This window comes from Enterococcus sp. 7E2_DIV0204, assembly GCF_002140855.1.
In the GTDB taxonomy this organism is placed as follows: domain Bacteria; phylum Bacillota; class Bacilli; order Lactobacillales; family Enterococcaceae; genus Enterococcus_L; species Enterococcus_L lemimoniae.
In genome coordinates this window covers 2028485-2041197 of the sequence record NZ_NGKY01000001.1, presented here as the reverse complement: position 1 = coordinate 2041197, position 12713 = coordinate 2028485, and the positions used below count along the sequence as shown (strand labels likewise).

At 35.5% G+C, this 12713-nt stretch carries 10 protein-coding genes; 4 read left to right on the top strand and 6 right to left on the bottom strand.

Annotated features, from left to right (window positions below):
- Positions 1-21: 21 nt before the first annotated feature.
- Both A5819_RS09510 and A5819_RS09505 read right to left on the bottom strand, forming a co-directional pair.
- A complete protein-coding gene (locus A5819_RS09510; RefSeq protein WP_086278574.1) occupies positions 22-855 on the bottom strand; it encodes a DUF72 domain-containing protein in 834 nt (277 codons plus the stop codon).
- Between the two features lie 141 nt (positions 856-996).
- A complete protein-coding gene (locus A5819_RS09505; RefSeq protein ID WP_086278573.1) occupies positions 997-1737 on the bottom strand; it encodes an acyl-ACP thioesterase domain-containing protein in 741 nt (246 codons plus the stop codon).
- A gap of 315 nt (positions 1738-2052) precedes the next feature.
- On the opposite strand from A5819_RS09505, the gene A5819_RS20110 reads away from it, so the two are divergent.
- Complete coding sequence (locus A5819_RS20110; protein ID WP_086278572.1) at positions 2053-2367, top strand: MurR/RpiR family transcriptional regulator; 315 nt, start codon at positions 2053-2055, stop codon at positions 2365-2367.
- Here the strand turns inward: A5819_RS20110 and A5819_RS09495 are convergent.
- Positions 2337-3476 (bottom strand): PTS sugar transporter subunit IIC, encoded by a 1140-nt coding sequence (locus A5819_RS09495; protein WP_086278571.1) that lies wholly within the window; start codon positions 3474-3476, stop codon positions 2337-2339. The genes A5819_RS20110 and A5819_RS09495 overlap by 31 nt on opposite strands.
- Positions 3477-3909: 433 nt before the next feature.
- Here A5819_RS09495 and A5819_RS09490 point away from each other — a divergent pair, with 433 nt between their 5' ends.
- From A5819_RS09490 to A5819_RS09480, 3 genes are all read left to right on the top strand, one after another.
- Positions 3910-4755: a helix-turn-helix domain-containing protein gene (locus A5819_RS09490; protein ID WP_086278570.1), complete on the top strand. Its 846-nt coding sequence runs from the start codon at positions 3910-3912 to the stop codon at positions 4753-4755.
- Between the two features lie 222 nt (positions 4756-4977).
- On the top strand, positions 4978-5562 hold the full coding sequence (locus tag A5819_RS09485) for a lytic polysaccharide monooxygenase (protein WP_086278569.1): 585 nt from the start codon (positions 4978-4980) through the stop codon (positions 5560-5562).
- 30 nt (positions 5563-5592) lie between these two features.
- Positions 5593-6642, top strand: a complete 1050-nt coding sequence (locus tag A5819_RS09480; protein ID WP_086278568.1) for a chitinase — start codon at positions 5593-5595, stop codon at positions 6640-6642.
- A gap of 114 nt (positions 6643-6756) precedes the next feature.
- Here the strand turns inward: A5819_RS09480 and A5819_RS09475 are convergent, their stop codons facing one another.
- From A5819_RS09475 to lanM, 3 genes are read right to left on the bottom strand one after another with little or no spacing between them, the layout of a single operon-like run.
- The gene (locus A5819_RS09475) at positions 6757-7380 is read right to left on the bottom strand and encodes a recombinase family protein (RefSeq protein ID WP_086278567.1); all 624 of its coding nucleotides are present in this window, start codon (positions 7378-7380) and stop codon (positions 6757-6759) included.
- Between the two features lie 45 nt (positions 7381-7425).
- Positions 7426-9567 (bottom strand): peptidase domain-containing ABC transporter, encoded by a 2142-nt coding sequence (locus A5819_RS09470; RefSeq protein ID WP_086278566.1) that lies wholly within the window; start codon positions 9565-9567, stop codon positions 7426-7428.
- Between the two features lie 15 nt (positions 9568-9582).
- Positions 9583-12693 carry a type 2 lanthipeptide synthetase LanM gene (gene lanM, locus A5819_RS09465; RefSeq protein ID WP_086278565.1) on the bottom strand — a complete coding sequence of 1037 codons (3111 nt, stop codon included), beginning with the start codon at positions 12691-12693 and terminating at the stop codon, positions 9583-9585.
- Between the last annotated feature and the right edge of the window lie 20 nt (positions 12694-12713).

The following is a 12713-nucleotide window of genomic DNA, read 5'->3' as shown; positions in this document are numbered from 1 at the left end:
TTTCATTTTATATTTGGTTGATTAAAATAGGCCCATTTGTTTGGGATTTAAATTGTCATACTCCAGCTTAAGTGCGGCTTTCATTTCAAGTAAATTACCTGCCGCATCCCCACCAGAATTGTTATTGAAGATCACAGCAACTTCTTTGGCTTCGCCCGCCACTTTTTCGACAGCTTCACTTAATTCCGCGATTTCTTCTGCCTTATAACGGTACAACGTGCGTTTCTTGCGCCAATCTTTGTCATTTGCCATCCACCCAGCAGCATTACGACCATGGAATCGAAACAAAACAAATTGATCATTTGTGACGTAAGGAAAAAAGGGAACAGGATTTGTCGGAATCTGTGGTTCATCGACTGCAACTAATGAAAATTGATTATTTTTCATAAATGATAGCGTTTGTTTGATGTATTTTGCCGTATACCATGAACCATTTCGCAATTCTATAGCAATTGGAAATCCAGCAAACCACTGACGAATTTTTTCAAGGTATTGAACATTTTCCTTTGTGCAGCTAAATGTTCCAGAAAATTGAATCAGAAAAGCAAACAGCTTTCCGCTTTCAATCATTGGTGACATACTTGTTAGAAATGCTTCAACCATTTCTTCTTCATCTTGGTAATACTGTGCCCATTCACCCTGACAACTGATACCGCTATATACTTTCATGACAAATCGAAAATTCTCAGGTACTGATTTTGTCCATTCTCTAACCGAATCTTGCTTAGGAATACCATAATAAGCTGTATCCATCTCAACTAATGGTAAATAGCCCGCATATTCATATAAAGTGGAACGCTTTTTTCCGGTTAATTTATCATGTTCATTAAAAGAAGTCAAACCTAATCGTATCATAGAATTATTTCCTTTCTTTACTTGCTAACATTATTATATATAAATGTTAAAATAGTTACTCTATCTGTTTATTTTATACTAAAAAAGACTAAGACAAAACAAAAAGTTGTCTCAGTCAAAAAATGACCTAATTTTATAATGTTATTCGTTTTCTTTCCATTTCATATTCGCTTCACAATAGATTTGACCCTCAATTTGGATTTCATGTTTCGTTGTTTTACCTTCGTCTGTATCAAGGACTTCATAATGACTTTCGACAACTTGACCATACTCGACTTCTTTATCAAATTTCACATTGATATAGGTCGGCTCATGAGTGCTCAAAAAATCATAGCCTAATACATCTAGCATCCAATTGAAGTAAATTGCATTGTTTACATGCTGATTCCCATCAATATCAAAATACCGTACGCGATAAGGAGAAAACTCGCCATTTTCTACTTTTTCGATTTTTTCACTGCGGTAAATTTTCTTGATTTTTTCACTTTCGTACGGTTCAATAATTTCAGGTAAGACGCTGCTCATTTTGCGATTTACTTTATCCATTAACACAAATGTCGACTTGATCAAGACACATTCCTGACCTTGTTCATCATGAATCCAAAAGTTTCGATAACAAAAATATTTATTATAGGCGATTGCTTGTGTTGTCACAGCAATTTTTTCCCCAACTTTAGGTAAACGCGTGATCTGGATTTCATAATTGGTAATAACCCAGCCTAGCCCAAATGACGAAACAAAGTCACTTCCTCGATCTAAGGCATCGCTTTGTTCTTCGGATGTTTTGATCACAACGGCTAACATTGACGGAATCGTCATTTTTCTCGTAATATCGCCATCGTAATAAGCTACTTCATATGGGGTCGTAAATTTTTTTGCCACTGGATCTCCTCCTTTTTCACTTATAAAACTAGTTAAATTATAACACAAGATCACTAGATGAAAACAAGTAACAAATAATCTCCTATCCTCTTCAAAGTAAACCTGCAAGATTGTTCAGTCATACTAAGAAATCGTATTCATTGTGCCTTTTGTTTCTGTTATACTTTGACTAATCATATTTACTTGGGAGGAAATCATGGAAAAGACCAGTATTGTAGGGAAACTTCAAGACCTTGTTATTTCCACTACTGAAGGAAGTATCAACACCACGATTGCACGAATTTTGTAAAAAAAGTTGGACATGACGCACCGGATATCACGATTGAATCATTAGCAGCTGAATGTTTCACCTCCACAGCTAGTATTAGTAGGTTGTCTAAAAAAATAGGGTACTCAAAATTTTCTGACATGAAACAGGCTTTTATTGGTTATCAGCTGGATACTAAAAAATTTATCAATAAAAATAATTTTGAATTAACACTGGGCAAGACTGACAAAGATCAAATACTTACTAAATATATCAAAGATATCACTACCTCTCTCCAATCATTAGAAAGCCATCTTGATTTAGAACAGATTGATGCCTTGTGTCAACGAATTCATGATACTGAGAACGTTTCAATCACATGAAACACTTGAAGCAAATACGGGATCACAAACATTATGATTGGTCCTACTACAAAAGGAATCACGAAAATCGTATTCAACACTATTGGTATTCCGAAGATAACTGGTTCATTGATACCAAAAAACGTTGCTGGCAATGCCATTTTCCCTAACTTTTTATAGCGTTCACTTTTTGCTGCAAAAGCCATCAGCATAGCTAATCCTAATAAAGCACCTGAACCACCTAAGCTTGCATAAGTTCCGTAATATTGATAAGTGATCACATTTGGTAATTGCTCGCCTGCTTCAAAAGTCGCCAGATTCATCAAACTTAGCGGAATAAAAACGGTTTGTAATACAAGACGAATGATCATATATCCATAAATCCCAAAAAACCATAAAAGCTGCGCTACAATGATTAAAAGGATAAATGACCAAGGGCTGTTTCCCAATGTTTGTAATGGATCACCTAAAATAGCATAAATAAAATTATTGGCATCTCCATATGAAGTCATTTCAAATCCAAAGCGTATACATGAAAATAGTTCTGTAAGAATAAAAGCTGGTGCGATAGAAGCAAACGATTTTGCAATCGTCGGCGGAACACTTTCTGGCATTTTGATGATGATTCCACGTTTAATCACACCACAATAGATGATTGGAATAACAATCCCTAAAATAATGCCCATAAACATCCATTTTGCCCCTAAATACTCTGTTCCGATAACATTCTCAACAAAAACTATTTCCCCAGTTTCCAATTGATTGTTTACGCCACTAGGTAGCAAAAGAACAAACATAACTAATGAGATCAGAGTAGCAAAGAAAGCATCTTTTTTAAACCCAAACTTAATCGTTAAATTGTAAGCAATAGCACAGACAACATACACGGCAATCAAATCTGTCGTGACCTTTGACGGATAGCTTAGAATAGTGGCTAAGCCTGTTGCTTTCAAAAAAATCTGATACCATTCAAATTGCATACTAGACACTAGTGTAAAAATAGCTCCTAGCATTGTGATCGGTAAAATCATTGAGAAACCATCAGAGATTGCGCTCATATATTGATTATTTTGAATTTTAATTGCAATGGGCATCAATCGATCATTAATTAGTGCTTCGATTTTATTCATTTGTTTCTCCCTTACGTTTTTGTAACCGATTACAAAAACAGGATATCATAGCATTCACCTCATGATGTAGACAAGATTTGTACCATTTACAGAAGTAGAGCTTTTTACAATTTTTGAAAATAACTTTTTTTTAAGTTTTCATAAAATAAATAAAATTTTTATATAAAAATAAAAAAACTTTTTAAAATAGATTGAAGTACACATCCATTTTAAAAAGCTTCTCAGTTCTAACTAATTGTTTCAAAAAAAAATCTAATAACTAATTTTTTCACACTACACGTGACCTGTATTACCGTAACCAAGTACTTCACACAATAGATCTAAAAGTGTTTCCATCCCTATCCCTCCAAAAAAATTAGTTGATTCTAAGGGGATAATACCATACTATTATATAAAACTAGAACTATAACGCTTAAACATAGAGGGGAAAAATATGAGAATCAAAGGAGCCATAATCCGCACAGCAAGAAAACAAAAAAGGTTATCTCAGGTTACATTAGCCGCTGGAATTTGTACTCAAGGGACTGTTAGTAATATCGAAAATAAAAATGTCTGCGACAGTCTTGAGATCCTTGATGCCATCTGCAAAAGATTAAACCTCAGTCTCGAAAGTGTACTGGATGATAATGATGAAAAGAAACTAACATCTTTACTAAATCATGTAGAAGAATTGTGTAATACCTTTAGACACAAAGAAGCTCATTCACTTTTAAAAGAAACATCGATCAATGTTGCTGATTTCCAAAATAAAGAATTAGAAGTTCGCTGGTTTTATTTTATGGGGATCACGAATTTATTAGGCTATAATAATACAACTGACAGCTTATTTTATTTTTATAGAGCCGACGAACTCGGTGATTCAAATTCTGTTTACGCGATTCTTTCTGTCAATAGCTTAGGCATCGTTTATGAAATGGCTTATGAACTAGATAAGGCTCAGGTTTATTATGAGAAATCCATTGATATGCTGCAAAAAATGACAATCAAAATGCCCATTGAAGCAACCAAGATATTTTTCAATACGGCAAAGTTTTACTCGTTGATCAAAGAATACGACACAGCATTTGACTTAGCTACACAAGGCATGACTTTAAACCAATCTTATCAATCTTTGTATATGCTGGACTTGTTAGCATATGAAGCAGCATTCAACGATTATATGCGCTCTGCACACTTAACAACACCCGATTTTAGCAGTGCTAAAGTTTTTGCCTCATTTAATCACAATCAAAGTTTATTAGATGTGATTGAGAATGATGAAAAAACTCTGTCTCGTTAAACAAAACTGCCAGTTGGATGGGGATTCAATCTCCTCTCAACTGACAGTTTTTTTATTTTTATCTAAAAACAATCAGAAAAACTTTTTTAGATAAAAAACATATAAAACTTCTCGCCGTTTTATCATTTTAAAAAATAATTTCATATTATTTGAATAATATAAAACAACATGTTAAATTTAAAATTGTAAGCGCTATAAAAATATTTTTTAGGAGGAATCACAATGAAGAAAACAATGCTCAAAACAGTCCTTACCCTTGGTTTATTAGCAGGAGGTTTATCCGTTTCAACTACTGTTACACACGCTCACGGATACGTTTCATCACCTGGAAGTCGTGCCTATTTTGGTAGTACTCAAGGTGGCAAAATTAATAAAAATGTTGGACGTGCTGAGTGGGAACCTCAAAGTATTGAGGCAACAAAAAATACATTCACTCCAGGAAAATTAGCTAGTGCAGGTGTTAGCGGATTTGAACCATTAGATGTTCAGACAACAGATTGTTGGTACAAATCAGACATCACAACAGGACCACTTGCTATCAATTGGACCTTGACTGCTCGTCACAGAACTTCTACATGGGATTACTATATGACCAAACAAGGCTGGAATCAAAATCAACCGTTGGATATTAAAAACTTTGATTTGATTGGTCGTGTTGATGATAAAGCCACGATTCCTGAAGCTTCTGTTAATCACACAATTACCGTTCCTAGCGATCGCAAAGGCTATCATGTCATTTACGCTGTTTGGAATGTTTATGACACAACAAATGCCTTCTATCAAGCAATTGATGTCAACGTCAAATAATCAACAAAACAATCCAAAGGAGTCGTGTCCATGAAGATCAAACAACTTATTCCAGCCTTTTTACTCATTTCAGGTATTGCCTTCGGTAATTTACTCACTGCGGCTCCAGTAGAAGCTGCTGATTCGGCCAGTGAAATGGTCAGCGTAGCCAATAAAAAGGTCCTTGTTGGTTATTGGCACAACTGGGCTTCTAAAGGTAAAGATGGGTACAAACAAGGAACATCTGCCAATATTTCATTAGCGGACGTAAATAAAGCGTATAATGTCGTTCCAGTATCATTCATGAAAAGTGACGGTGTCAGCCGTATTCCAACGTTTGCACCTTATAACAAAACAGAGGCTGCTTTTCGTCAAGACGTCGCCTTGCTTAACAGTCAAGGACGTGCCGTTTTACTTGCCTTAGGTGGAGCAGATGCTCATATTCAATTAAAAACAGGGGATGAACAAGCTTTTGCAGACGAAATTATTCGTCAAGTTGAAACTTATGGCTTCGATGGGCTTGATATTGATTTAGAACAATCTGCAATTACAGCTGGTGATAATCAAACGGTCATCCCAACAGCTTTGAAGAAAGTCAAAGAGTACTATAGAACACAAGGTAAGAATTTCATCATCACGATGGCACCAGAATTTCCTTACTTAAAACCAGGTGAGGCCTATGAAAAATATATTACTTCTTTAGATGGTTATTATGACTACATTGCACCTCAGTTATATAATCAAGGCGGCGATGGTGTTTGGGTAGACGAAATCATGAAGTGGATTCCACAAAGTAATGATGCGTTGAAGTATGAGTTTCTCTATTATATGTCTGATTCAATGATCCACGGTACACGAACATTCTTGAAAATCCCTAATGACAAACTTGTGTTAGGACTTCCTGCAAATGTTGATGGTGCTGGCAGTGGCTATGTAATCGATCCAAATGCAGTTTACAGAGCGCTTGATCAATTAGCTAAAGATGGCAATCCAATCAAAGGCTTAATGACTTGGTCTGCAAACTGGGACACTGGAACAAATGTAAATGGAGTATCTTATAATAATGAATTTGCTACAAGATATGCTCGAATTTTACAATAAATAACCAAAGAGTCGTAGACAAAACTAGAAACTAGTTTTGTCTACGACTCTTTATCAAAATAAACTGCAAGAAAAGAAGCTGCTTACGATCAAGTTAGTAGGCATGTCTATCATTCATTTTTTTTCGCCACTACTCACTAATATCTTTTCAACGTTTGACAAATTCGTTTTCTTTTTCGTCCGATAAACGCCTTCTTTTCTTAGATGGTGGTATATCGTTGACGTTGAAATACCACAACGTTTTGAAATTTCTTCTATTGAAATCGTTGTATTATGATAGAGTTCAAGAGCTTCATTCACTTGAGCAACAAGAGGAGGGCGACCTAAAATAACCCCGTTTTTTTTAGCAGCACTTAAACCAGCTAATACACGCTCACGAATCAATTCAGCTTCCATTTCAGCAAAAGCGCCCATAATCGTAAAAAAGAATCGTCCCATTGGAGTGGAGGTATCAATATTATTTTCGATACTGACAAAATGAATATTTCTTCGATCAAATTCTTCTAGTAAGCCTAACAACTGCTTTGTTCCTCGAGCTAAGCGGTCTAATTTAAAAATAACAAACGTATCACCAGGCTTCAAAATAGTCAAAGCCTTGTTCAATTCATTCCGAAAACTTTTTCGGCCACTTTCATATTCTTTAAAAATTTTATCGACACCATACTCTTCAAGCGCTTGTTGTTGAGAATCAAATTTTTGATAATGTGTGCTGACACGCATATAGCCAATAACTGCCATTTTATTTTCCCCCCTTATTCTACTTGTATCTCAAGCAATGCTCACTTATGTGACATTCATTGGATCAAAATAGATCGAATGATAATACCCTTCTAACGCCAATAACTCTTGATGCGTTCCTTCTTCCACGATTTCCCCTTGATCCATCACTAGAATCCGGTCAAAATGTTTGATCGTATTTAAACGATGCGCCACGATGATACAAGTAAAATCGTACGTCTTCAATCGATTCATAATAAAGTTTTCAGAAATATTATCTAGTGAACTTGTTGGCTCATCCATCAATAGTAAACTGGTTTCTTTTACCAGAGCCCGTGCAATTGAAATTCGTTGCATCTGTCCACCAGATAAATTCATTCCGCCTTCAGAGATTTGTGTTTCCAAGCCTAATGGCAAATTCATAATGATTTCGTCTACTCTAGAATCAAAAATTGCTTGTTCCACTCGTTCATCAGTTGCCTCGTCCTGATTCAAAACGATATTATCATATAAGGATGCATTAAAAATCGTCGGTTTTTGATTAACGATACTAACACAATTTTTTAATGAACGATCATCAATTTGTTTTAAGTCAATGTCGTTGAATTTGATCTGACCTGACGTGGTATCATACAAACCAGCCAACAATTTTAATAAGGTACTTTTACCTGAACCACTTTTCCCAACAATAGCCACTTTATCGCCAGGTTCAATTTTAAAAGAAACTGAATGCAAAATATTTTCCTCAAAATAACTGTACTTAAATGATACATCTTCAACTGTCACAGAATCGATCGCAGCTATTTTCTCGCCTTCGATTGCTAGACGAGGATTTTCCTTAGCTTCTAAAATTTCGTTTAACTTACCGAAATAAGAACGTAGTAGTAAAAACTCTGTATAAGAATCAAAAACGGTCACGATCGGTGCGATAAAAGCTCCTGATAATGCGTTGAAGCTGATTAGTTCCCCTAATGTTACTTGGCCTTTGGTTACTTGAAATAGCCCCACATAAATCAATATGATTGGCAAAATAAATTGAATCGATGTTTGGATCGTTCTGACCCAAGTTGAAAAGCGATTTTTCTCTGCTCGCAGCATGATTTGATTCTTGAATTCCTGTCGCCATTTTGAATAAAATTGATTTTCGGATCCTGATGATTTAACGGTTTCCATTCCTTCAAATAATTCTACTAAGATCCGTTGAACTTTAGATTGAGCAATCAATTCTTTATTGGTGATGCTTTGAACTCGTTTAGAATTGACAACTGAAATTGCCCCCATCAAAAATGCACCGAAAATAGCAATCAGCGTTAAACTAGCGGATAAATTGACCATTAAAATCAAATAGATGAAAACAAATAAGAAATCTACTGAGATCGTTAACATCCGCTGACTCATGATTTGCTGAATGATCACGCTGAGGTTAGCACGGAAAATCAAGTCCCCTGTTGAACGGTTAACAAAAAAGCGTAGTGGTAAATGAATGATTTTCTTCATAAAAGCTTTCATCAGCGTTAAATCAAATAAGTTTTCTAGAACAATTAAAACTAACCCTCTGGCAACTTGTAATAAGTAATACGCAATAAAAAGAATCGCGATCGTTGAACCTATTTGAAAGATGTTAGAGACAGCTGCTGTTGAATTGTCAATAATCGTTTGGGTTAATCTCGGAATCGCAATTGTTACCATTTGAATCAATAAAGTCAAAGCAATAAATAGAGCAACTTTTGCTTTTTGATCATTTAAAATATTTTTTAAAATCGTCCACGTTGCATTTTTTTGTTTTTTTCGTTGTGTGATCGTTACATCAACATCCGTTATAATCAAGGCAATATTAGAGAAGCTTTCTTGAAATTCAGCTCGTTTGATTTTTTTTCGTCCACTTGCTGGATCCAGTATCGTGGCTTCTTTAGCTGTTAATTTCTCCAACACAACATAATGACGTTCTTCCCAAAAACAAATTGTTGGTGTTGTCTGTTCCTCTAAAATCTCTAAATCTAACACACGAATAGCCTTTGTTTCAATTCCTCGATCTAGTAAAATCTGATTCAGATTTGTTAGAGTGTTACCACCCTTTGGTACGCCATAGACATCTCGAAGATGACTTAGCGTTACATTGTCATCATAATAATTCAAAACCATCGCTGTACAAGCTAATCCACATTCACTATGCTCGCTTTGTTCAGTAAATGGTATCTTTTTCGTCAATATGCTTTCCTCCTTTTACATCGGTAGTTCTAACGTTAGTATGTCTGCAGCTTGATCAGCATTATGAATTCGTAAAAGTTCATGGCCAATACCAGCTAGACCTGTGAACAGTCCATATTTAGGTATCGTCGGCAAGCCTTCAAAGGTATACTGTTCATCCTGAATTTTTTGATGGGCTTGTTGCACTTTCGCTCTAATTTGTTCTTTTTGTTGTTTTGTCGCCAAGTCTGTTTTGCTATATTCAATCAAAAACTCTAGATCTCCAAAGTTCCCATGGCATAAGCAATCATCTCTTTTTTGCTGGTTGATCAGTCGCCCTGCAGCAATTTGAATTTCTTCCGCTAAACGAGCATCTTCAAATCCGCTATTCCATAAATCTAAATAGGCTAAACCAATCCCTGTTGAACCATAACACCATAAATCATTGATCATAGGCGGTGTAGGACGGAGATCCAACCAGCCTTTTTTGACAGGATCAAAAGTCGTTCTTTCTTTGACTAAACATGTTTTAATAATCAATGTGATTTCAGGATCGTTCTCGATTTTTAATAGACTATTTGCTGCATGAATTACACCTGAATAACCATGTGCAAAACCACCTTGAGTTATTTGAGCAAGTTCTAGATCTAAAAGTAATTGTTTAGCAAACAAGAAATAAGCTTTTTTATTGGTTTGTTGATACAGATGCACAAAAACTTTAATGATTGAAGCTGTACCACCATTCCAATCATAACTCTCAACGTTTTCATTTTCGTATCTTTCCATATACTTATTGGCAATCGATTCGGCTGTCTCTAATAATTTCGGTGCATGATTATATTGATAGGTATAAAGCAATGGATAGACTGCGGCAAAAGAACCATAAAATGCTGAAATACTATCGACATAATCCTCTTCCAATTTTAAGACTAAGGCTTCTGCCAACTCGTACGGTTTTTGGAATTTTTGGTCTTTAGTAATATGATACAGTTCACTAAAATACAGATACATCCCAGTAATGCCATCATAAAAATTTTCGTTCATAACGTTGACCACATAATTATCTGGAGTCGTTTCTTCAATGTCTTTCCAAGCAATCGATTCTTCTCCTAAAAAAGCTGCTTCAAGTACAGCTTCACCTACAGCTGTTGCGCCATCTAAAAAGTTTATTTGATGGGTTTGCTCATTTAATGGAATTGTTTTTTCTTGTAAGTCCGTCGAATGATATAATCCAAAGGATGTTTTTAGATAATCTAACTGTTCTTTTTCTTCTAGCTCTGAGAAGTTTCTTAAACGTTGTACTTCGAGATCAATCGCTTTTTCTTGATACATATCTTTGATAATTTCACCTTGACTAGCCATTAAATCTTTTGTGCTAGTTGGATTAAAGAAAATTGGTACATCATGTTGTAGCATATCTCTGACTTCGTAAGGTACTGGATTTGAGTTAGAATAGCCATGCATCCACAGATTTTCAAAGAGTTTCTCCCGCTCGATATAGTCGACCATACAAGTAGGATGGGTGGAGTAATCTAACAAATCACCATAGCTTTGGGTGGTTTTGATCACGTTACGAACAAGACAATCGGAAAAAGTCTTTTCCGCTAAAAAGGCTAAGGTTTCTTTATTTTTCATAGCAAATGCTGAGAATTCTTTAAAACCAGCAATGATGGTTTCGATATAAGGAACAAAATCAACTTTCTCACCCTTATATAAAGGGATATTTTCAGCTGCATCCGTAATATGTTCTTGATACTTAAACTGCATATTGACTGAATCAAAATTAACTAATTTTAGGACTTTATAGGGTAATTTTTGCTCTCCGCCACTTAAAGCACTTAATTGAATCCCTTTGGTCGCCCCCTCAACATCTGCTTCCGCCCGTTCTTCAAATAAATAAATAGGTACCAGGCCACTCATGACTACTGATTCACCATTTTCCTGCATTACTTTCACGATTGCATTTTCACTATCTGGCATCGGAAAATGATTTTGAATAATTGTTTCAAGATCGATCAACACAGGATATTGCCCAAAAGCAAGTACATTTTCTAAATGAAAATCGTTTCCGTTCAATAAATAAACTAAAGCAACCGTTTGACCAAATTGGCGATAATAATGAGTCACTTCGTCTTGCGTCAAACATTCAGAATAGATCAAGCATTCTTCAAAGGTATAATTTTCTTTGACTATTTTTGTGGTCAAATAAAAATCAAATGTTGGTTCCATTTTATTCACTTCTTGAACAAAATGATCAAAACGCTCACCGATCATCAAATTTTTAGGTTTGAAAACAACCTTAATTTCATTACTGAACGTTAGAATCGCTACTGATTTCCCTTGATCATGTGAATCGCCTGCCCCCATTTTTAACCCTGTGAGAGAAATAGGTTGTTCTACTTGGAATACTCGCTTCAATTCTGATCCACTCTCAAAGAGAGCTTGCATCAATTCTCGAAAATTAATCAATTGAAAATCAACCGTTTCAGCATAAAGCCTGGTCAAGACTGGATAGTGGTCAAAAAATTCGACCAGCTTTTCTTGTGTATCAAAACGAGCCATTAAATAGTGCTGAAATCCTTCCTTGTCATCTAATGCTTCTGAAAATGACAACTGCTCTTTCTCCACATGTAAATCATAGACAAAAGTTCGTAAGCCGATGTCCATAAAGCGATTGATTACTTCACCAATATAGTCTGTCAAGGCACTTTCCTGAACTTGAACTTCTGGAAAGTCTGCTACGATTTGCTCTAGTTGTTTTTCAAAATAATCAATGTGCAGACGTAAGGCATACGTGAAATTCGCTTTGTTTTCGTCTAAAACATCCCCAACTAAACGATCTTCTTGCGCTAAAATCAGTTTAGTTGTTTTTACCCAGCTTTCGTTATAAATAGCCGCTGAAATATAGGCTTTTTCATCTACAGTCAGTTCCTTTATCGCTAAGTCAAAGCCTTCTTCGGTCAATTGTAATGAAGCTAAAATCTCCTGAAAGCGTTCGTCTGTCACCGTTGTAGGTCGCTTACGCCAGTTATGATAATTTTCTAGATTTCCTTCAGAATAAGACGTATGGTTCTCTAAATAATATTCTGTTAACACATCATATCGTTGTCGAATCGATGTTGCTTTCGCCAAATTTTTAAGACTCATGCCAAACTCCTTTTATCCCT